Here is a 21,384-nt window from a genome sequence, read left to right on the forward strand (position 1 = left end):
TCAGTGGACAACTACGCGGAGAAGATCGGGATCGCGGAAGAAGAGGACGAAGACGAGGAGAGCGACACACACCCAGGACTGATCTGCTCGGTCTGCAAGACCGACTTGAAGCGCCGAGAGGGCGAGTGGCGATGTCCGAACCCCGATTGCACCAATCCACGCGACCGCGACCGAAAGGACCAGATACACCAAGACACCCCTCGACAGGGGTTCATCCCGACTGTCGACGGCGTCTGCGAGGAGGGTGAGCACCGGATTGAGAGCCAACGGTGTGCGCGCTGTGGGACCTCGACACAGTCACTCGTCGACTGGCACGGCCACACGCTCGGCTAGCCGTGCGGCTCCTATTTGTCAGCCGAGGGCCTTCACCTGAATATTCAGATAGAGCTCGTGTGGGTGTCTGGAAGGCGACGTACCACCGTTTGACCAGTCTATGCGCCCAGTTGACAATGAACCGATCAAAGCTGGACGGAAGGTCGTGGCTGCGCGCGCAGTGACCTTGTGGGAGCGAGCACGGAGCGGAGGGTGGGGCGGTGGGTCTGGGTCTGGTCCGGAAGACAAAAAGAAAGAGCCCGATTTGGTCGTGTTACTCCCAGTAGCGGCCGCGTTCGGGGAAGTTGATGGTGGTCCAGCCAGTGCAGGTGACGGATACCCGGCCTTGGTACCAGCTCCGGGCAGCCCCCCGAATGCACACGGTCTCGCCTTCGGCTACGGCCGGTTGCGCGCTCTTCTCCCAGACCGTGAACTTGACCGTCCCAGAGTCATCTTCGAGGAGGCCGACTTGGGCGATCTTTGCACTCGAGGGCGTCCAGAGGGTCTTCACACGGCCGCGAACACTCACCTCCTGCCGATCGACATCGCCAACCCGATCGATGGGGATGATCTGTCCGGGCGCAGCTTCGAGGTCGTCTTTCACGTCGAGGACGGCACTGGGAATGTCCGCGCCGTCGCGCACCGCCTGTGCGAGCCGCCGGCTGATCGCCGCCCGCGACCACCCATCGAGCTCGCCCGCCAACCTGGAGGCTTGCTCGTTCACCGCCCCGAGTTCTTCCTGCGAAAGCACCTCACGTGGGTCGTGATCGGGACTCAGCGACTGGTCCACGCTGGCCGCCCGCCGCTCGAACGCCCTGGTCCACGCGGCGCTCCGCTCGCTCGCGACGTCGCGTGCCCGCCGTGCACGCCCGTCCTGCTCGCCCAACTCTGCTTGAGCGCTGATCCGCTCAAGTTCTGCTTCGCGCGCCTTGATGCGTTCCTCCTGTGCGAGCGTCACACCGGGAATCCGCTCTTGATCCGCGTCCGCGATTCCCTCTGGGTGGTTCGCGTCCACCTTCGCTTGCGTCTCCGCTTGGATCGTGGCCTGAAACGCCGGCGTCTCCGCCACCACCGTGAAGCCATCTTCGTCGACCGTCTCGCGCTCGCCGTCGCCAAACTGTTCAGCCACCGAAACAACCTTCTGACTCGCGTTGTTACTGGACATTGCAGTTTTCCTGAAGGCGCTCACGCGCCGACTCGCCGCGATGCTACTACATCGCGGCATTCCTCACACGACCCGACAGTGACGTCTCTGCGCTCTCGCTCGCGCCTTCGCCTCGCCCCCAGCGGGGGCGAGCGAGAGCGCTCGACACAGCGGCCACTATCCAGCCGCGCGCGGCGACCCGCCGGGAGCGAGCGACCAGCGCATTCCCCGTTCGCCGCGACGCAACCCCGTCCGTCGCGGGCGGCCTAGCCGCGGTCCCCCGGACCCGAACGGGTGAAGCGCTGGCGTCGAGACCATATTCATTTTAGCCCGGAACGGGTGCGGGCGGTGCGGAGAGCGCCCGCACGCCCGGACTGGTCGGTCGCGAGCGACGCGAACGGTGAACACCGTGAACCGTGAGCAGGCGACCGGCGGCACGCGCCGAGCGCGGCGAACCGTCGCGTCACACCGGTCAACCGAGTGTGCCCCTAATCGGCGTATTGCCGTTGTGAGTCTGGTACGAACCGGACAGCACACTCAGAAATGAGTCCGCCAGTGTCTGACGGGAGGCTAGACTCTCGTGGGGAATGTTTATCTAATATACGGACGTAAAGCACTAGTATATCATGTCTGATGCCGAACGCTCAACGGGGGATGGGCCGGAGACTGTCCAGGTCAATCTCCGACTCACGCAAGCGTTCCTTGATGATATCGACACGACGTGGGAAGAACAAGGCTTCAACTCACGAAGTGAATTCCTCCGCTATGCAGCGCGAGACGCGGTCAAGCATCCGGAGTTCTCGCGTGAGGGCTGGAAGCAGATTGCCGCAAGCGAACACGAACTTCGGACTGGGGACGAGGAGCTTGTGTCTCGTGAGGACGTGCTGGCGATGATGGACGACGGTACGGATGGGGAGTAAGGATGACGAGTGGACGTGGAAGTTCACACCACGCGCTGCCACGCAGTTCGACAATCTGGAACACCACGTTCAGGATCGGATTGTTTCAAAGCTTGACGAGATTGTCGACGACCCATGGCGGGATCCGGACGACTATCTTGAACCACTGACTGGTGGCCCGTTCGAGAAGCTTCGCGTCGGGCAGTATCGACTTGCGTGTGTCCTTGACCGGGACGCGCTCGTCCTTGAAGTTCACCGAATCGAACACCGGAGCGGAGCCTACACAGCTGACGACTGACTGACTCTTCTCCTCTACGAGGGAGGCCGACGTCAAGCGCGAATCGAACCACCCAGTCGGGCTTGACGCGATGACTCACCCGTCGTCGCGATCCGAGTGCCCGCCTCGAGCGCCACTTCACCGAGACCGGTGGATAACGGTCTATCAAGGGTGTTTAGACCACTAATTGGAGCGTTCGACACACCACCGTTTCCAGTAAATTCGGTGAAGAAGCGAGCGGTACCCGCTTCCAACTCTGCCGTTCAGCAAGCCGAGCACCCACAAACTACTGGGGGTCGACGACGTAGTGATGAGTAATGTCGGAGGAAACCCCGCCGGATCTCGACCTCACTGGGGAGTGGGAGACGAGGCTGGAAGCGCGAACGGTGGCGGAGCGCGCCTCCGAGGTTGGGATGGCGCTGACGGCGCCGACGTCGGTCATGGAGATTGCGGAGCGGGCGGGTTGCGCGACGGCGGAGGTACGGCCACATCTCGAGTGGCTCGTCGAACGCGGCATCCTCGAGAAAGCTACGGACGACCCGGTACGTTTCGTGCGTAATGAGGCGTACGTCGAGTTCCGCCGGATTACCGAACTGATGCGGGAGTTCGAGACGCCGGAGGCGATCGCGGACGCGATCGGGGAGTATCGCGAGCGAGAACGCGACCTTGCGGCGTCCTTCGAGGCGGCCTCGCCCGACGCTGTCGTACTCGCGGACGTCGACTCTGACGACCTTGGTGAGGCCTACGACCGATTGAGTGAGTGGCGCGCGATCACGCGACGGCTTCGTGACCTCACCGAGGCAAAACACCGTCTGGAGTCAGACTGCAGAAGCCTTTCTCGCTGAAACTGTCTATCAGATGCCGAGACCAGGCATCGGGCGATACTGTCTACGTGTCGTTGAGGAGTGTGCGGGCGCGCTTGACGTAGCTGTTCGTCTCCCAGCTCCGACCGTCACTGATCGAATCGAGTATCGCGAGTGCGTCCGTCGACGAGAGCTGGTCGTTCCGGACGAAGACTGAGAGGAGCGTCGGCGTTGTCACGAGACGGGTGTCCGCGAGTGAGGCATGAACGAGACCGAGGCTGTTGAACTCGTCACAGAGGAAGAGCGCTGCCTCAAGGTCGTTCGCGAGCGTGACGGCGGCGTTCTCACCGTCATCGAGTGGGAAGTCGGCGTCGAGCGTCACTGCTGTCACAGAGACTGCATCGTCCCGATCGAGGACTGCCGTCGCTGCGTCGGCGTGTACGTCGTCATAGGACGCAATCTTCCGGAGATCATCACTGACCCTCTGTGGAACGTGGACGTCGTAGATGTCGAAACAGAGATCGAGTGGGTTTGGATCGTGGCCGACGGCTGTTCCGAGACTGACGAGGGCAGAGGTATCCGCGACGAGCGCGGTCATTTAGAGATCGGCGACGTCGTCGATGTAGTCCTGGTCGAGCTGTTCTTTCAGCACGCGGCTGTTCGCGGCATCCTCGGCACTAACGAGTGACTTGAGCTGCTCGTAGGTGATCCCGTCGTCGTAGTAGGCAGCGGCAATCTCTTGGACGAGTGCATCGTCATGCGTTGCGTCTTGGAGATACTCACGGAGTGCGGTGACGAGGATGTCGGTACGGTCCTCGTTGAGGACGTCCGCGAGTGCGTCCGCTCGAACGTGAGAGGTCAACGATAGAACTGACCCCGTGGGCTGTTGTCTTCAGCACAAATACCAGATCTACGTACCAATATGACATCATTATTTGATATAATCCAATGTAAATCAGGTCTTCCCTCATTAAATACAGATTGTCTCCCAATTCCGGAGCCAATAACTTGAGTTCAAAACTCATATTACATATACTGAAGTACATTATCTCGGAACAAACATAGCAGGCCGCTACTAGCCAGTCATGGTACCAGCCATACGGCTAGAACCGTCTGCAACCCACCTAGCAGTCATATGTCATCAGACACACCAAGCAATCACTCAAACGATAGCAGCCGAATCGGCGAATCTGCTCGCGATGGACCTAGTCCCACTATTCCGACAAGTCGGACCGTCGCTGAGCTCACGGTTAAGGCAGTTGCAATTGGTCTCGTTCTTAATGTGATTATGCTGACCGCCAATATGTATCTTGGTATGCGGTCCGGTATGACCATCAGCGCCTCTATTCCCGCAGCAGTGATGAGTATGGGTCTATTTTATGTCCTCCGTCGCGTTGGCATTGGCGGATCTCTCCTTGAAAATAACATCGTCCAGACGATGACATCGGCTGGCGAAGCGCTCGCAGCAGGTGTCATCTTCACCATCGCAGGTGTTACTTTCCTTGGTGAACCTATCGATATGATTGACACCGCAACCGTTGCCATTCTTGGCGGTCTGCTCGGCGTGTTATTCATGATCCCGATGCGGCGGTATCTCATCGTTGATAAACACAAAACGCTCCCCTATCCTGAGGGGACTGCGTGCGCCGACGTTCTTGAGGCAGGTGACAGCGGTGAAAGCGGCGTGAAACTCATCTCCTTTGGGTTCCTCCTCAGCGCCCTCTACATGTGGCTCGCAAGTGGGATGGCCGCATTTCGGACGACCATCCAGACTGCGTTCTCTGTTGGCGAAACACGGGGCTTTGCGATCGGCGGGGATTTCACACCAGCCCTCATCGGTGTCGGTTATATTATCGGGCCAAAAATCGCCGGATACGTGTTCGGTGGTGGGCTCATCGCGTGGCTAATGTTGATCCCGATGCTCATCACAGGTGGGTTTGCGCCCGAAGCCGCCGACGCCGGACTAATGGCGCAAGCAAACGCCGTGTGGGATCAGTATATTCGCTACGTCGGTGCAGGGGCGATGATCGTCGGTGGCTTCCATGCTATCATCTCGATGCGGAAGACGATTACCGATGCACTCGGGACCGCCGCTGCAGAGCTTCGTGGTTCCGCGAACACCAGTCCCTCTTCGCAAAAACGAACGCAGCGCGATCTGTCCATGAAGTTTGTCGGGGGTGGTGCCCTGCTCGTTATGCTCGCACTCGTCGTTCTGCCTCAAGTCCAAGTTGGATTGATCGGCGGTGTTATCGCTGTTATTGCTGCGTTCCTTTTTGTTGCGGTTTCTGCATATCTCGTCGGTGTCGTCGGGAGTTCCTCAAACCCTGTTTCTGGGATGGCAGTCGCGACGATCCTCATCGCCGCGCTCGCAATGAAATCCACCGGTGTTACCGATCCAGTTGTCGTATTAGTGACTGCGTCGGTCGTCGCAATCGCAGCGGCAGTCGCGGGAGACACTTCCCAAGACCTGAAAACGGGCTATCTCCTCGGCGCTACTCCACGGAAACAGCAGATCGCACAGCTTGTTGGAATCACCATCTCAGCCGTATTCTCTGGAGCGGTCCTGTATTTCTTCAATCAAGCGTACGGTATCGGAAGCAGTACTATTCCTGCACCCCAGGCTGGTATGATGGCGCTGATCTCTGAAGGGGTACTTACGGGGACTGCGCAGTGGGGCATGATACTCATCGGCGCCGTGTTCGCGTGCGTATTGATTCTCATGCGAATTCCGGTGCTCCCGTTCGCAGTCGGGATTTATCTCCCAATTACACTTGCGACTCCGATCTTCCTTGGCGGGTTGATTCGTGGCGGGGTTGATCGATACGTCACACGTGTTGACGATAAAGACGGAACTCGTGCTGAGGAAACGACGTATCGGGGCCGGATCGTCGCCGCTGGCCTCATCACCGGCGAGGCTATTATGGGAATTGTCATTGGCGGGCTATATATTACGGGTGTCGGTGAGAGTGGCGGCGCCCCCTTCCCGATCGGGTTCTCATCTGCTCTTCAGCAAGCCCTTGGCGTCGTCGCAGTGATTATACTCGTTATTCTTTTCACAGCCAGCATTCTGCGTGCCCCATCAGGAACGAGCCAATGAGCACGTATGATCCTAACTCGGTTCCGGTTCGCAGGTGTGCCGACTGGACGATGACGACTGAGAATGGGACACGCCATGCTACGATCACATGGGAAATACAAGCCCGAAATCGTATCGATCAGGTTTTGTTTGAATTATTTAGAACGGATCGAAAACGCAAACTCACCCTTGATCCAGTAGGATCAACAGTCTGGAACTGCTGTAACGGCGACTATACCGTCGCAGATATCGCTACCGTTATCGCCGAGGAATATGACGCACAGCGCGTCGAGCCAGTTGACGAGACATTATCATACTTCCTCGTACAGCTCAATGAACGCGGACTCCTTTCATTCCGTGGTACAGACCGATAGCGCATACCGATGGTGTCTAGATGAAGGTGACCGGTCGCGGACGCTGTTGACGGTGCCGACAAACTCTACGGTAGTCACGTTCGATGGTACCCAGTGTTAACCAACACAGCCGTCCATAGTCCGGAAGTGTTGGTTAAGAGTGGGCGACGAGGACGGTCATGGTGCGAGGTATACTTGGCACGCGATTCCATATGGTTGATTGAATGGCAGATGATGACCCGGTCGTCCACTGCGAACTCGCTGACAGCGTGGATCTTCGCGCGGGACTGGAGGCCGCGTACATCGAACATCTGGAGGTAGACGCCGACCGGACGATCGTCATCTACCAGAGTGCCATTCTGATGGTGGTCGCGACCGATGGCGACGCGACGGCGGCCCACGCGTTCGACGTCGAACTCTGGGAACCCCCCATCCACACTCACGATTTGGGCCCCGACGAGGTTCTTGCGGAGTTCGTTGAGGACTTCACTACGGCGTTGCCGACGACACGCCAGTCAGGGTAATACTCGCTCCAGTACCTCAGCCCAGCTGAGGACTTCGGCGAGTACGTCCTCAATGTGAAGCCGGCGAAGGGAAGGATAGAGTACTCTCAGCCGGCAGAATTGCTGGTCTGCATCACTGCAGTATCAGTACGATTTCGTGCTTACTGATCTAGTCGTGTACCACGGGTCGTTGTGGAAGACAAGTACGCACCACACAGATCCTTCCGGGATTGCGAGTGTATCCTCGGTTATCCAGCAAGCTCGGCAATTTGGAGCAGGACTCCAGGAACAACGATGAGAACGAGACCGACGATGATGAGAACGACAGGAACGACTAGAGTGATATTGGTAAACAGCCAGACACCGATTCCGGCAAGGATAGCAAGCAGACCGAGGATGCGAAATACCCATATAATGGCTCCTTCAAGTCCTGAGTCTGCAAGCAGATCCAGAACATCGAGTATCTCGTCCATATTCTTCCTACGCAATCTCTACACATAATATTACATATCTACGCACACTTCCTGCACTTAGTGATCGCATCTAGGACCTATGATGGCCATAGCTGGCGACGGTCCCTACGTTGGCGTACTGTCGATTGATTCGCGGACGTCGATAACGGTCTCAATGTCCATATCGACCTCCCAGCGATAGCTGCGGCCACCTCCCTGTCCGCGGTTTTCTTCGGTACGGAGGAGGAAGCCGAGCATGTTGAGGTCGTCGAGGTGGCCGCGGATCGACTCAAGCGTTGTCAGTGGGTCGACGTTGTGGTCGCGGGCGACTGACTGGTAGCGGTTCATCACTTGCTTCGTGCGTGCGGTGTCACCAGTGTCCCGCTGGTGGAGTGCGAGCGCTTCCAGAACGAGCTGGCAGTGCATCGTCTGATCGGCGATCTTGTCTTTGAGCTGGCCGCGTGAGACGCTCTCGTGAATCGCTTCGACGTGGTCGGCGGTAACGAGGTCGTCGCCGTTCTTCTCGGCGTTATCGCCAGCCCCAAGCAGGAGGTCGATCGCTTGCCGTGCAGACCCATCGTCTTTCGCCGCGAAGGCCGCACACGCCTGAATCGCAGAGGGGTCACACGCACCGTCGACAAATGCACGCTCGGCACGATGTTCGAGGATGGTACTGAGTTCGGTTGCGTCATAGGTGGAGAAGGAGATCTCTTGCTCCATCAGCGTGGATTTGACCTTGGAGGAGAGGGTATTGCGGAAGGTGTAGTTGTTGGAGATGCCGATGATGCCGACGCGAGCGTCCTCGAGGTAGCCGTTGGCGCGTGCACGGGGGAATTCATAGAGGAGACTGTCTGGATCGGAGAGATGGTCGATCTCATCGAAAACGAAGAAGTGTGTCCCTCCGACACGCTCCATCTCCCGATAGAGCCGTTCGAATGCGTCGGCTTTGCTCGGGCCTTTTGCGGGGAAGCGGTCGCCGCTGGGCGGAATGAGGTTATTGATGAGTGTACGGACGATCGAGTAGACGCTCTCGTTGTTACAGTTAACGCGGGAGATATGGACATCGTCGGCAGTGTCCCGCTGGTCGACTTCGGCTTGGAGTTCGGTGAGGACGTAGTTGGTGACGGCGGTCTTCCCGACGCCAGCTTTGCCGAAGAGGAAGACGTTGTCCGGGGTGCGGCCGAAGACGGCGTCGGAGAGCGCGTGTTTGTACTCCTCGATTTCGGCTTCGCGCTCAAGGATCTCGTCGGGTTGGTAGTCCTCTTTCAGGACGTCCTTGTCTTGGTAGATGGTGTCGTCGAGATCACCGAAGAGCCCCATGATGGCTTATCGATCGCACTCGATAACCATAAAGGTAGGTTGGAGTGTTTGGACTGTTCTGAGTGACCGATCTCTTTAAGTCATATAGGGGGAGGTCATTTGGAGTGTTCGATACAATAAGAGAGGGAGAAGGCTCGATATTCGAGAAGTTGCCGGAATGCATAGATATATTCTATGGACTAGATCCCTCTAGTCTAGAACTAGCCTACTAGACAACACAACAACAACCACACTATACCACACACTACAGCATCCTACGTCATTCTTCCCATATTCTCATAAATTCGCACTCCTCACAGCTTCTCGCCCCCGGCAACACTCCAAATGACCTCTTGATCCTCTTCCTCGCTCTACCCCTGGTCACATTCAAACCACTGAACACTCCAAATGACCCCTCCCCCTCTCGGTTCCTCTCATCTGGCCTTTCCGAACCGGCCACTCCTCACTATGTTTCCCGGAGTACGATCTTGATCGTCGTCGCGACCGACGGCGGTGCACGCCGAGTGCGGCGAACTCTAGAGACCATCCGATTACGGTCTAGATCCAGAAAACATTCCTGTCGGATTGACACTTGGGACTGAACCGATGCTGTCTGGGACTGGCAGTAGGCAAAGACCTATATTTGATTAGAGGGTGTCACAAGGTGAATGGAACGGCCGACTCGAGAACGCAGCGAAGAGCAGGCCGAGCAGGAGCAGACCGGCGACGAGACCCAGCACTGCCCGGAGTGCGATTCGACGAGTATCGTCACGGATCAGGGCGAGCGTATCTGCGAGGACTGCGGGCTCGTTCTCGACGATGACCAGATCGACCGCGGCCCGGAGTGGCGGGCGTTCAACTCGACCGAGCGCGACAAGAAGAGCCGCGTCGGTGCGCCAACCACGCAGACGATGCACGATAAGGGCCTGACGACCCAGATCGACTGGAAGGACAAGGACGCCTACGGGCGGACACTTGACTCGAAGAAGCGCAATCGGATGCAGCGGCTGCGCAAGTGGCAGGAGCGCATCCGGACGAAAGACGCCGGCGAGCGCAACCTCCAGTTCGCGCTCTCCGAGATGGATCGCATGGCGTCCGCACTCGGCGTTCCGCGGAGTGTCCGCGAGGTCGCCTCAGTTCTCTACCGGCGCGCCCTCGATGAAGACCTCATCCGCGGGCGCTCTATCGAGGGCGTCGCGACTGCCTGTCTGTATGCAGCCTGCCGACAGGAGGGTATCCCACGCTCGCTTGAAGAAGTGACGGAGGTCTCCCGCGTCGACCAGAGGGAGATCGGGCGCACCTATCGCTACGTCGCCCAGGAACTCAGTCTCGCGATGGAGCCGACCGACCCCAAGGAGTACCTCCCACGCTTCGCGAGTGAGCTTGACCTCTCCGAGGAAGTCATCGCCAAGGCCCGTGAACTCGTCGACGCCTCCGCCGAACAGGGCCTTCTCTCCGGGAAATCCCCCTCTGGGTTCGCGGCGGCCGCCATCTACGCCGCGAGCCTCCTCTGCAACGAGAAAAAGACCCAACGAGAGGTCGCCGACGTCGCGAACGTCACCGAGGTCACCATCCGCAACCGCTACCAGGAACAAATAGAAGCGATGGATCTCGGTGTCTAGCAGTGTTGATGTTTGGGTCACAGCCGCAGTCCCCTTCTACGCGTTCTGAGACCCCAGTCGCACGTACAAGCGCGCCAATACTGAGGGACCGGTGGCGTCATCTGATCGAGGACGTACTCACAGGTGGCTATACCCCGTCCGCTCGAGCCCCTGGTTCAACTCGACGTTCATCGCCTCAACCGTCTGGTCGTCGAAAACCTGTCCGGACGCAGCCGACGCTATCTCGGCGATTTCGGCGTGCCACTCCCGCGCCGCACTCACGAGGGCTGATAGGAGTGATTCCTCGGTCTTGTCTCCGCCGTCGACTTCCTCGATGACCTCCCAGCCGCGCGGCGAGTTCTCCAAGAGGTAGCCAACGTCGTCGAACTGAATCATGAACCGCTCGGAGACCGCCCCGAACCCGGTCTCGATGCTCAACAGGACGATGACGTGTGCGACGTCGTCGCGGTCTTCGAGTGCACGCAGGTCGGCGGTCGGGACCGCCGTGTCGGGAAGCCCGAGTTCTTGGAGGCGATCTGGAAGCGGTGATCCGTCCTCGCCGGCGGACGCATACTGGTCGATTTCGTTGCCTTTCTCTTTGACGACCTCGGCCGCTCGGCGGTCGGGATCGTCAACGACCTCTTTGAGGATCGCGTAGAAGCGCCACTCGTCGCCGTAGTCGAAGAGGTAGCAGATGCGGTCGTACTGGTCGAGATCCAGTTGTGCGACCATCTCGCCGACTGTGGTGGCGCCCGCGCTGTACGTTGTCTCCCCGAACTGCATCGGCTGGCCGCTCGGGAGGTCCTCGTGCTCCGCTGGACACTGGTACTTCACGTCGCTCTCCCAGTAGTCCTCGTCGATACCGAAGAACCAGAGGTGGTCTTGGTTGAGGCCCATCGCGGCGTTGATCGTCGTCTGGAACTCGTCGAGCGTACGGTCGGCGCCGACGACGATGTCACGCCACAGCGACGTCGGGTCGGGGGCGAATTTGACGCGGAACCGGTAGGCCGTCATCCCTGCATCTCCCTCCCCGTGTTGAAACTCGTGAGTTCGTCGATCCGGTCTTCCAGTTCCTCAATCTCCTCTCGGAGTTCGTCGGTCTCGGCCTCATCGCTCGCCGCGAGGCGGTCTTTGAGCCCCTGCAGACGGGATGATTTCACCTCTTCGTCGACCTCGGCCTTGCGTACGTACTCGCTCTTGTCGACGTCGTAGACCGCTGCCTCAGATAGGCCCGTGACGTCGAGGGCCTCGTCGACCTTCTCGCGATCGACGCTCATGACGCGCTCGCGCTCAATACCGGCGTCTTCCAACACCGCGAGAACGTCCGCGTCGTCTTTGAGCGACCGATTGCGGCGAGCGGTACGCTGGACCGACCCATACTGGCCGTGAACAGGCTGGTCGTGGTGGAGTCGGTCGAGCAGGACGTCGGCGACATCCCGGCGGAAGTCGTTTGCATCCCGCTGAACGTCAGAGAGCAGCGTGTAGAGGTTCACCAATGCGGGCGTCTCCAACTGGCTGAGGTCGGTGACGTCGTGGCGTTCGAGCGCGTCAACGAGCAGGAGTGTATCCGAGTAGACGTCGACCCCCTCTGGTTCGGTGCGCTCACTCGCAGTGGTCTCCGGGTCGCCGTCGACGAGTTGTGTCCCCGTCGCGGCGTCGACTTCGGTTATCACGCCCGCGTCCTCGTCGATCTCGAAGCGGGGGTGCAGGCTTAGTACCGCGGGATATGGGTCGGTGTCGGATGGGAGCAGGCTTAGATCGAACTCCCCATCCATGTCCTGAATCCGCTGGTATAGCGTCTCGAACTGGTCGTGCTGAAGTGGTCGTGTCTCCTCTGTGGTACTGAACTGGACGACGACGCGATACTCTTGGACGTCGGTGATGCAGAATCGGTCGTGGGACAGCGGTGCGATGAGCTCAGCCCCCTCCTCTAACTTGTCGAGTTCGTCAAGAAGTGTGTGCCACGTGGCGCTGAAGGGCATACCACCGTCTACGCGTTCTGAGTCTATAACGCTCCGGGGAACGTCGCGTGGAACTCGTGCCCCGGAAGTTGGTTCCCGATCAGAGTTCGAGTTAGTCGCCAAGAACGAAATAGACCTGTGTCTGCCTAGTCGAAGGTTGTCTCGGTGATGCGGAGTGTGCCATCGGCTTCGTAGAGATAGCCACGGTTGAGCAGGCGCTTGACGGCATACTCGCTATCGCTATGTTCTGCCGAGAACGTGTCCGATTCATTAAGGAGTGCATATGCTTCCTCGTAGGAGAACTCGCTCTCTGGGCTATCTGCTGCATCCACGAGGATTTCGTAGGCTTCCTGTACCCAGTCTGGGAGTGAGGGTCGTGGATCGGATGAGTTAGGGAATCGCGTCATCGGGACGTGGGGTTCGTGGCTGAGTGTACGACTGGTGCGCTTGTGAACCTTCCCACCAACTACCGCATTCTGCGTGCGCGGTCTCAGGCTTAACCAACGGATTATCGATAGACCGTAGCACGTTGGTTAAGAATTCATCTAGCGACGCCGAAGGACGCCGACGGGGCGAACCCGACAGCAGTCGCGGCGTCGCGCCCACTGGCCGTCCTCGACTGGCCGATCGAGCGTGAGCCGAGCGACGAGTTCGTCCTGGACGGTGAGCTGGCGGACGGACATCTCTCGCCACCCCAGCCGTGGGTCATACAGTCGCTTCTGGAACATCGTCCCCGACCCCTGCGCGATGTACTGCGTGCGCTTCGTCCCGAGGAGTGTCGTCGACGTGTACTCCACGCCAACGGGAGACTGCTTCAACTCGGAGATAATCCCCTCGACGAACCGCCGGATCGCGAACTCGCTGACGTCGTTGGGCACGTGGAGTTGGAGTGGTGTTCGTGGGCGCTGTTCCGTTTCGAGTTCTGCATTGCGACGCCGCGTTCCGTGTCGCTGGTCGTGCTCGGACATAATTGCTTGAGGAGGTGCTCAATGGCCCCTCTACCCCTACTAGGGGCGACAAACACGACCGGCGGAGACACACGACTGAGGAAGGCGCATAACCGAGTACCACGACCCTTGAAGCGTCTCGTCGTTGACTCCCTGATGAGTAGTCGTGCATCTGAGGCGCCGTCGCGACAGTCCGCCGCTCCGAAGTGGACTGCCGCATTAATGAGTGTGCGGGCGTCGATCCCCGAAAGACTAAATCCACGAGCACCGCAGACAGGGATACGATGCATGAAGACGCCCACCGCCGCATGAATCGGGATGTGGCGGAGAACGAAGACTTGTACGAGGCGTTCGCGGCAACACCTGAGGACGACGAAGAGTAGCTCAGTCCGTCAGCCGCGACATCATTTTACTGTGGCGAGGTTGACGCAGTCCATCGTAGTGCTGGACTCGCAGACACAGCGAGTTCTTTAGAATGAGTTCCCCAGAACGCCAAACCGAACTCATCGAGACACACCGTGCAATAGTCCTCAGAACTCGTGGGTGCTATGTGTCGTGGAACCGATCGTCGAGTAACTCGAGGACTTCCCAGAGTACGCCGACAGGTGACTCGGCGTCGAGCCACACCGCGTCGTAGTCGTATTCCGCATCGGGCGCGTCCCGCTCTTGATAGTGGAGATGCCCCGCAACATGTGGATTTGGCTCGAGATGGACACCACAGTCGAATCCAGACGACTCAGTATAGTGGATTGTGAAGTTCGACGTCAACGTCGTCCGTCGGCGGTCGTCGAGACTCGTCCCGGGTGGAAAGCGGGGGTTCGGCTGCCACGTCACCTGGAGTGACGCCGACTCGGCGTCACGACCAAAGTACGCTGGGTTCACGTCAGCCGCAACGTTCGCGTACTGTCCGTTCGGACTGCCGCGAGCCGAACGGATCGCTGGATGGCGTTCGAGCTGCTCGCGTACCGACCGCAAGATCCGATGGCGTTTCTCAACATCAACCTGCGATGCGTCGCGCCCACCATCCGGGTAGGGTGGACGACGCCCGCGGAGCCGATCGGTGGCGGGCTGCTTCGGCTGCGTCGCCGGTGCGTCCTCACTCATACGGACGCGGATGGACGCGCAGTATAGCTGTCGTAGTGGTCAATCGCGTCCCGAAGGAGGGAGAGCTGATAGCGGGCGGACTCCCAATCCGCCGCAGCCTGGAGTCGTTCCTGTGCCTCGGCAACCGCGATATCCTCCGTCACCGACGCGCGAAGCTCACGCGGCGTCTCGACAGCGTAGTCCGTTTGCCACGCCTCGATATCTGCCTGGATGGCTGTCGCCTGCTCGGTGAGTTCTGTCTCCGAATTCTCCGCGACGAGCTCCTGAATCGCCGTCAACCGCGTGTAGACGGGATCCGGATAGTACATCTTCCCCCGCCCTGTCTCGTCGACGACGAGTACGCCGAGGTCAACGAGCCGTTCGAGGTGGTCACGCGCCGTCGGCTCCGAGACGTACGCCTCGTCTGCGATCCAGCCCGCCGTTCGCGGCTCTTCGAGTGACGACGCGACCGACCGCACTCGGTCGAACCCCGTCGTCGCCTCCTTCCACCGCGACACGTACCCCGGTTCGTCCGCCTGTTCACCCGAACCAGTCATACCACACACTACGCAGTAGAGGAAGATAATCTTTTCCGTGGAGAAAATAGATTGCCAGTAGAGGCCTCCAGCGTTCACGCGAGCTTCGCCGACTCGTTCAAAGGCGTCTTCCAGCAGGAGACACTGCCCGATGATGCAATTGGGGAGTTCATCGAGTTCCCGGCCCAGCAGCGTCGCCAACTCCCGTAGGCCACTCGTGATATCGCCGTCGTCCCTTCTAAACCTGCGTTAACCAACACACCAGCAATGCACCAACTAGCTGTTGGTTAAGAACATAGTGGGACCCACCTCTGACTCGCATCACAACTGAGAATTCCACCTCTGCAGCGATAGCTAGAATTCTGATATCACTTCTCGCTCAATCATCGACCACCCTACCTCTAGGCTACCGTAGCCAGTGGCGTTTGCACTTCTGTACCTCACCCTTCCTTTGGACGATCTCGAAGGTACAGCGAGTAGAATGAAGGGCTTAGATTCGCGCAGAGGTTCGTCGGGCAGATTTAAGAGAATAGAATTCTGCTCGACGAGATGCGTATTGCACCGGATTTCGAGGATTCTGCTCGACGGCGGGTTCAAACCCGTAGAATCACGCGAAAACCTCGGACTTCAGCCGATCCTCTAGACGTCCTCACGACCCGTCTTTCTCCTCGACTACCCGCCTCACCCAGATTGAATCAGCAGACCACTGGGTAGAAAGTCTGAAACCCAAAGAAATCTGCTCGACGGGAATGAGAAGAGGCGGATTCTTCGACTACTCTCGACCTATCGTGATAGAGACATTTCTGTACTCGAGGGCTAAAATTCGCTCGTGGAACCCGGTCCGTCGAGTTGGTCGTACATTTCATCCGGGAAAGGGACACTACCCCAGATCGAGTAGTCGCATTGATCCTGGCCGATACAGTAGCGTTGGAGATCGTCGTTATCGCAGTTCATCGGAAGCGGGGTGTCGCCATTGATGGTGTTGGAGAACTCGTAGCGGATCTGGTACTCAGTCTCCTGCTCGTCGTACCACGGCCACTGGGAGAAGACGTCCTTGAGGTCGGCGACGATTTCGTCCAGACTGCTCTCTTGGTACTGTGGGAGCCACATCACCATCCGCACGAAGTTGTAGAGGTCTTTCCGAACGGGCTTCTTCTCCTGGAGGCGTTCGGCCATGTTGGCCATGCAGGGCAGCTCGAAGAGGTCCTCGATCGACTCGACGGTGATCGGGTGGGCGCCACGTGACGACGCATCGATCCGGTACTGGTTCGTTTCTCGGTCGTGCTTGACGGTGAGTCTGCGGGGGTCTTGCTGCGAGACGAGGAGGTTGCCGAGACTGCGCGGACTCGACACCCGATTCTGGATGCTCTGTTTCCACGCTGCGTCCGGCTCGTAGGCAGCCAGCGCGTCATAGAGCGCTTGCGCGGAGTGGAACGCCCCAACCGTCGCCGTGTCATCTGCGGCGTGGGTGACTGCCTCTCGAAGGACGCGAACGAGACGTTCACCTCGGTCCCAGTCTCGCCAAATTCGGTCGTGGTTGCCACCCTCGAGGAAGCGGTCGATCCGCTCAGTGATTGCCGACTCGTTCGCCACCAACCACGTCTGCTGATCCTCGGAGAGCCCATCTTCTTGCACGCGGAGGAGTGTCTTGAACGCGTCTCGTGCGTACTCGCTGTATTTCTCGTCGAAATCACCGGCCGGCACGTACAGGTTGTTGTCCTTCACACGCGTCCGAATCTCTGCCGTCTCACCCTCATCACTGGGTCGTTGGTCGTCGCGGACGAGACACTGCCGGGAGGCGGCGGCCATCGGGATTTCGAGGTAGAGGCCGCCGTCGAACTCGGGCATCTCCTTGATTCCGGTGCAGACACGTCCCGGATGCGGGCCATCCTCTCCCGGATCTTTCGCGTAGAGGACCTCCGCGATATCCTGCTGGAGCGTGCCGTCACTGTAGTCGCGCATGAGTGAGCCGAGATTGTTCACGTAGAGTTCGCGGACGTCGTAGAGTGGCTGGATCTTCCGCGGGGGGACGTCCTCGAACTTCGGGTGCGCTTTGATGCAGATCACGCTCAGCGTCGCGAGGACTGCGAGTGTGCCTGGCTCGTCGACGAACGGCTCCCGTGCTGCCGCATTCCGGACGTCGTCTTTGAACGCGGCCGTCCCGAAGCGTTCGAGGTCGTCGAGGAGGTCTTGGGGCTGGTCCTCGCCGTCGACGGTATAGCGGTTGAACCCACGCGTGAACAGCTGGTTAATCCGAATCTCCCCATACTCGGTGGGGAGCGAGGCGACTTGGTAGGCGGTGCGTTCGTCGTCTGTGGGGGTTGTGGTAGCCATCAGTCGAGGAAAGCTGGCGTGGCAGTCCGTGGGTCGAACTGCGGAGACTCGATCGGTTGGACGATACGGGAGACATCGGCGTGGAGCGAGTAGGGGAGGCGGGCGACGCGACGCCGATCAGCAGTGACGACTGGATCAATTGGGATGTTGTATGACTTGAGGAGGAGGTCGTTGAGGACCTCACGACTCTGTGCGTCGTAGCGGTGGGCGAGATCGGTATCGAGGAGGTAGACGTGGACACCTTGGCCGCTGTAGACGACCATTGTCTCCTCGGCGTCGAAGTCGTCCGCGAAGATATCGCGCACCTCGAACCCGTACTCGATCGCTTGGTCGATATCCGCGAACGCATACGGATAGCCCGCTGGGTCTGCATCCAGTATGCCGGTCGCTTCAAGAAGTGCTTCGTCGTCGCGCTCGCTCGTGTCTTGTGGCAGTGCGTCTGCGGCGCGTTCGCGAGCGATCGTCTTCGCGTCGATGTCGACGAGTAGCACCCAGGGGCGCTCCCAGTTATCGAGGGCGTAGTAGACTGCATCCGGACGCGGGTCTGACTGGTCAAGGAGGCCGGGATCAGCGAGTGCGAATTCGCTTCCGTCGAGCGGGTCGTTCCGTGCGGGATGCTGGATGAAGTCGAGGACGTCGTCGAGCTCGTCGAACTCCGCTTGTTGGCGCTCACCGGCGGTATCGGTCTGCCACGTATCCCGTCGAACGAAGTCCTTGTCCGGCACCTCGTCTTTCCGGACGGGATGTGGGTGGTCGAACGCGAGTGCGTACTGTTTCGGCCCGGTTGCCGTGATGAACGACGGGAGATCGTCGACGTAGTCGGGGAATTCGTCGGTGTAGTACGTGTTGAGGTCGTCGCGAGTCGCGGCACGCCACGTCATTCGTTATAGGCCTCGTCGAGTGTGTTGAAGCTGCGAAGCGTCGTGAGTCCGGGTGCATTAAGGTCGTCAACGACAGCACGAATCTTGGTGAATGACCGTGCATCCCGGCCGGTGACGCGTTGATTGATTCGGTCTTGGTCTGCAAGTTGGTCGAGGATGTCGAGTGCCGTTTCGCGGTTGTTGAACGCCCAGACAGCCTCGGCGTCGACTCGACTCATCTTCTCGTAATCCTCGATTGGTGCAACACGATTGTGACTCGGGAGTTCGGCTTCGCCAACCCAGACAAGGGTCTCGTCGTCATCGAAGCCAGCAACGTCGAAGACAGTGTCTGCATCGTGCTCGACATACGTTGCGACACGGGTAACGTCATCCCGGTCCTGAATCCAGCGACGCAGGAGTTCGACGCCGACCTTATGCGGTGTTCGCTCACCGATATCGCCCTTTCCGGGGCCGATTGCGAGTTTCTGCCCGAGCAGCTCCCGGCCGGCTGGCAGGACGGTAAAGTAGGTTCGTCGGCAAACGAGCGTCTTCGACAGGAGATTCTGGTCAACGAGCCGGTCGATATCTAGCTCATCACGGCCGTCTTGCAGAGTGCTCATCGGCTCAAGGAGGGATTGGGCGTCGTCGGCACCGTTCATCACGTCGAGGACGTCCTGCAGGAAGCGTGCATTGTCGCGGCTGAGTCCGCGCCGCTCCAACTCTGCATCAGGGACGGACACTCCACCAGCGTCAACCGGCGATGTATCGGCTTCTGACTCCGAAGAGGCCAACTCGGGGGCCGACACTTCCGAGTTGTCTGTGGAGTCTCCACCGCCGAGAAGCGGACTGCTCTCGGTAGCGGTGGAGTCACTACTGGTTTCGTTGGGTGAGCCACTGAGCATCGTCGACTCGGAATGGGTGGTTTCCTCCTCCGGCGATGTGGAGTTGTCAGAGCCACTCCCCCAGCCGTCGTCCGCGGCTGTATCGGATTCTGCGCTGAGGCCATACTGCTGTTGCGTCCGCTCGACGATACGTGGGAGTGTTACTGACTCGAACTGGGATGCTTCCATTTCGGTGAGCGGAGTGTCGCTCTCCGGGTGGCCCTCAGCGATGGGGAGTGGCTTCATCGAGAACGGCGACGGGCCGGTTTCGCCGAATGCCGGACTCGGAAGCTGGGCGATCCACTCCCCACTCGGCAGTGTGTTCACGCGATTCCGGAGCTCGGTCGGACTCAATCCCTCGTGTGCGAGCGATTCCGCGAGGTCTCGTTCCATCGAGATGTTCCCGATGAGCTTCGTCTTGATGTTGTTCAAGACCTCGTCATAGGCGCGCTCGCTGCGATTGCGTACTTGGCCGGGGAACTGCATCACGAGTCCCATGCTCAGGCCGAACGAGCGGCCCTGGGGGAGGAGTTGCTCGGAGACGAGTCGCGTCGACGCGACCGGCGCGGCTTCCTCGATGATGAGGTTGGTTAGGTTCTCGTAGTCGGTTTGGCCGTCGCGCCGCCGCACCTGCACGGCGTCCCAGAGGTTGCTCAACAGGAGGAGCGTGACTGCCTGCTGTGCCTCGGGGCGCAGATCACCGAGGTCGAGGAGGATGGTGACGTCTTCGTCGAGGAAGTTCCGGAAGTCGAAGTGGTTCTCGACGTACTCGCCGGCGTCGTTCTGTGCGGGCGTATGGTTGAAGACACGTCGGAGATGGGGGCTTTCGCGGAGTTGTTCGAGGCGGTTCCCGGCGGCGTCCATCGACGTTTGGAACTGGGATTCCTCCTTCGAGAGGTGGCGCGACAAGGATTCCTCGACTGGTTGGTTCGCCATCGAGACGGGCGGAATCGTCTGCTCGTCCTGCATTCGGCGGACCGCAGTGAAGAGGTCGTTGAGTCCGAAAACGTCGCTACCGTACTCGGCGTCGAAGAGCGCCTTGATGAGTTGGCTGAGAATCTCGTTGGCGACGAACGCCCGCTCGTGTTTCTCTTGGCCGAGGATCATCCGGAGGATGTCATGGAAGTGATCGACCTTATCTTGGACGGCGTCCTCTCGATTCCGGCCGGCCTCGAGTGCGGGTCGGATGTCGAAGAAGGAGAACGCGGGGATGGTCTCGGGGACGCGGAAGTGGTAGACGTCCTCTGCGTCGTCGAACTGTGCGTGGTGGCTGCGGAGATAGTTCTGGCACATGCCGTCGCCTTTCCGGTCGACGATGACGACAGGGCCACCAGTCGTCTCGCGGAGGGAGAGTGCATCGTTGATGATCGCTTTCGACTTGCCGGCGCCCGTCGACGCGAAACGTCCGTAGTGGGTCGTGAGCAGATCCGGAGGAATGCGGACTGGCTCGTCCTCTGGATCCCCCGTTTCGTCGAGCGCGTAGCCGATCGCCATTCCCTCACGGAACTGCTCGCGAAGATCCGGATTCGGGCGCGGGAGCGGATTCCGACTCTGCTGTTCTGCCCGTGTCCCGCGAGAGCCCTCGATTGAGAGTTGTTCGGAGGAAGGGACGAGGAGGAAGTGCGCGAGTTCGCGCCCGCTCAGCACGAAGTCGGGTCGTGTCTTCCACCGGCCGGTGACGATGTCGCGATCGAGGAGGCGCTGGAGGGCCTTGCGCGCGTTCTTCTCTTTTTTCGCTTCGCGGAACCCACTCGAACGCACTCGTTCGGACTCAACATCGTAGAAGGGGCCGTCGAGTGGGTCGAACACCGGGGCAAGCGACGACAGTCGCTTGTCGAGTGAGTCCTGGCCGTCGTCGCTGGTTGGAACACCGACTGCCCGGATGTTCGCCGTGAACGAGCGCTGGGGGTTCGTCGCCTCGATCGCGTTGAGGCGGCGTTCGACGATATCGCTCAACTCGCGCTCGTCGCGTTCGGACTCCCCGAACTCGAGTAGGCCACCGATGATCCGCTGCGCCCACGTGTCTCGCCCATTGCGCAGGTCTTCTTTGCGGAGTCCAGCGT

General features: G+C 59.6%; 22 protein-coding genes. 8 read left to right on the top strand and 14 right to left on the bottom strand.

Translation table 11 applies throughout. The features are described 5' to 3' along the window. On the top strand, positions 1-333 hold a 333-nt coding region (locus IEX84_RS14290), incomplete at its 5' end, for a hypothetical protein (RefSeq protein WP_188873234.1). 253 nt (positions 334-586) lie between these two features. Here the strand turns inward: IEX84_RS14290 and IEX84_RS14295 are convergent. Next, the gene (locus IEX84_RS14295; RefSeq protein ID WP_188873235.1) at positions 587-1,477 is read right to left on the bottom strand and encodes a DNA-binding protein; all 891 of its coding nucleotides are present in this window, start codon (positions 1,475-1,477) and stop codon (positions 587-589) included. A gap of 605 nt (positions 1,478-2,082) precedes the next feature. Here IEX84_RS14295 and IEX84_RS14300 point away from each other — a divergent pair. From IEX84_RS14300 to IEX84_RS14310, 3 genes are all read left to right on the top strand, one after another. Beyond that, positions 2,083-2,376, top strand: coding sequence for a ribbon-helix-helix domain-containing protein (locus tag IEX84_RS14300; protein ID WP_020221905.1), 294 nt, complete (start codon positions 2,083-2,085; stop codon positions 2,374-2,376). Continuing rightward, the gene (locus tag IEX84_RS14305) at positions 2,366-2,653 is read left to right on the top strand and encodes a type II toxin-antitoxin system RelE family toxin (RefSeq protein WP_021780587.1); all 288 of its coding nucleotides are present in this window, start codon (positions 2,366-2,368) and stop codon (positions 2,651-2,653) included. Before IEX84_RS14300 ends, IEX84_RS14305 begins: the two co-directional genes overlap by 11 nt. Positions 2,654-2,949: 296 nt before the next feature. After that, entirely contained in the window at positions 2,950-3,477 is a 528-nt protein-coding gene (locus IEX84_RS14310) for a DUF7342 family protein (protein WP_188873236.1), read from the top strand. Between the two features lie 43 nt (positions 3,478-3,520). On the opposite strand, the gene IEX84_RS14315 is transcribed toward IEX84_RS14310, so the two are convergent. Continuing rightward, positions 3,521-4,033 (bottom strand): hypothetical protein, encoded by a 513-nt coding sequence (locus tag IEX84_RS14315; RefSeq protein WP_188873237.1) that lies wholly within the window; start codon positions 4,031-4,033, stop codon positions 3,521-3,523. Then, positions 4,034-4,297: a hypothetical protein gene (locus IEX84_RS14320; RefSeq protein ID WP_188873238.1), complete on the bottom strand. Its 264-nt coding sequence runs from the start codon at positions 4,295-4,297 to the stop codon at positions 4,034-4,036. A 273-nt stretch (positions 4,298-4,570) separates the two neighbouring features. Between IEX84_RS14320 and IEX84_RS14325 the strand changes: the two genes are divergently transcribed. The 3 genes from IEX84_RS14325 (at position 4,571) to IEX84_RS14335 (ending at position 7,388) form a co-directional block, all read left to right on the top strand. Continuing rightward, complete coding sequence (locus IEX84_RS14325; RefSeq protein WP_188873239.1) at positions 4,571-6,532, top strand: OPT family oligopeptide transporter; 1,962 nt, start codon at positions 4,571-4,573, stop codon at positions 6,530-6,532. Between the two features lie 50 nt (positions 6,533-6,582). Continuing rightward, the gene (locus IEX84_RS14330) at positions 6,583-6,885 is read left to right on the top strand and encodes a PqqD family protein (protein WP_229732400.1); all 303 of its coding nucleotides are present in this window, start codon (positions 6,583-6,585) and stop codon (positions 6,883-6,885) included. Between the two features lie 203 nt (positions 6,886-7,088). Then, complete coding sequence (locus IEX84_RS14335) at positions 7,089-7,388, top strand: hypothetical protein (RefSeq protein ID WP_209590444.1); 300 nt, start codon at positions 7,089-7,091, stop codon at positions 7,386-7,388. A gap of 227 nt (positions 7,389-7,615) precedes the next feature. Here the strand turns inward: IEX84_RS14335 and IEX84_RS14340 are convergent, their stop codons facing one another. Beyond that, complete coding sequence (locus IEX84_RS14340; RefSeq protein WP_188873241.1) at positions 7,616-7,840, bottom strand: hypothetical protein; 225 nt, start codon at positions 7,838-7,840, stop codon at positions 7,616-7,618. Between the two features lie 105 nt (positions 7,841-7,945). Further along, the gene (locus tag IEX84_RS14345; RefSeq protein ID WP_188873250.1) at positions 7,946-9,142 is read right to left on the bottom strand and encodes an AAA family ATPase; all 1,197 of its coding nucleotides are present in this window, start codon (positions 9,140-9,142) and stop codon (positions 7,946-7,948) included. A 644-nt stretch (positions 9,143-9,786) separates the two neighbouring features. On the opposite strand from IEX84_RS14345, the gene IEX84_RS14350 reads away from it, so the two are divergent. Beyond that, on the top strand, positions 9,787-10,740 hold the full coding sequence (locus IEX84_RS14350) for a transcription initiation factor IIB (RefSeq protein ID WP_188873242.1): 954 nt from the start codon (positions 9,787-9,789) through the stop codon (positions 10,738-10,740). Positions 10,741-10,857: 117 nt separating this feature from the next. Here the strand turns inward: IEX84_RS14350 and IEX84_RS14355 are convergent, their stop codons facing one another. The 9 genes from IEX84_RS14355 to IEX84_RS14395 form a co-directional block, all read right to left on the bottom strand. After that, positions 10,858-11,733: an IS1096 element passenger TnpR family protein gene (locus tag IEX84_RS14355; RefSeq protein WP_188873243.1), complete on the bottom strand. Its 876-nt coding sequence runs from the start codon at positions 11,731-11,733 to the stop codon at positions 10,858-10,860. Beyond that, on the bottom strand, positions 11,730-12,701 hold the full coding sequence (locus IEX84_RS14360) for a hypothetical protein (RefSeq protein ID WP_188873244.1): 972 nt from the start codon (positions 12,699-12,701) through the stop codon (positions 11,730-11,732). Before IEX84_RS14360 ends, IEX84_RS14355 begins: the two co-directional genes overlap by 4 nt. 125 nt (positions 12,702-12,826) lie before the next feature. After that, positions 12,827-13,012, bottom strand: a complete 186-nt coding sequence (locus IEX84_RS14365) for a hypothetical protein (protein ID WP_229732395.1) — start codon at positions 13,010-13,012, stop codon at positions 12,827-12,829. Between the two features lie 213 nt (positions 13,013-13,225). Next, complete coding sequence (locus IEX84_RS14645) at positions 13,226-13,477, bottom strand: hypothetical protein (RefSeq protein WP_229732396.1); 252 nt, start codon at positions 13,475-13,477, stop codon at positions 13,226-13,228. A gap of 696 nt (positions 13,478-14,173) precedes the next feature. Beyond that, the gene (locus tag IEX84_RS14375; protein ID WP_229732397.1) at positions 14,174-14,731 is read right to left on the bottom strand and encodes a hypothetical protein; all 558 of its coding nucleotides are present in this window, start codon (positions 14,729-14,731) and stop codon (positions 14,174-14,176) included. Then, the gene (locus tag IEX84_RS14380; RefSeq protein WP_229732398.1) at positions 14,728-15,447 is read right to left on the bottom strand and encodes a winged helix-turn-helix domain-containing protein; all 720 of its coding nucleotides are present in this window, start codon (positions 15,445-15,447) and stop codon (positions 14,728-14,730) included. The genes IEX84_RS14375 and IEX84_RS14380 overlap by 4 nt, the downstream gene beginning before the upstream one ends. A gap of 615 nt (positions 15,448-16,062) precedes the next feature. Further along, positions 16,063-17,580 (bottom strand): primase-associated protein, encoded by a 1,518-nt coding sequence (locus IEX84_RS14385; protein ID WP_188873247.1) that lies wholly within the window; start codon positions 17,578-17,580, stop codon positions 16,063-16,065. Next, the gene (locus IEX84_RS14390; protein WP_188873248.1) at positions 17,580-18,461 is read right to left on the bottom strand and encodes a bifunctional DNA primase/polymerase; all 882 of its coding nucleotides are present in this window, start codon (positions 18,459-18,461) and stop codon (positions 17,580-17,582) included. The genes IEX84_RS14385 and IEX84_RS14390 overlap by 1 nt, the downstream gene beginning before the upstream one ends. After that, on the bottom strand, positions 18,458-21,384 hold a 2,927-nt coding region (locus tag IEX84_RS14395; protein WP_188873249.1), incomplete at its 5' end, for an ATP-binding protein. The genes IEX84_RS14390 and IEX84_RS14395, both read right to left, overlap by 4 nt.

Origin of the sequence: Halarchaeum rubridurum (assembly GCF_014647115.1) — an archaeon.
Classification (GTDB): domain Archaea; phylum Halobacteriota; class Halobacteria; order Halobacteriales; family Halobacteriaceae; genus Halarchaeum; species Halarchaeum rubridurum.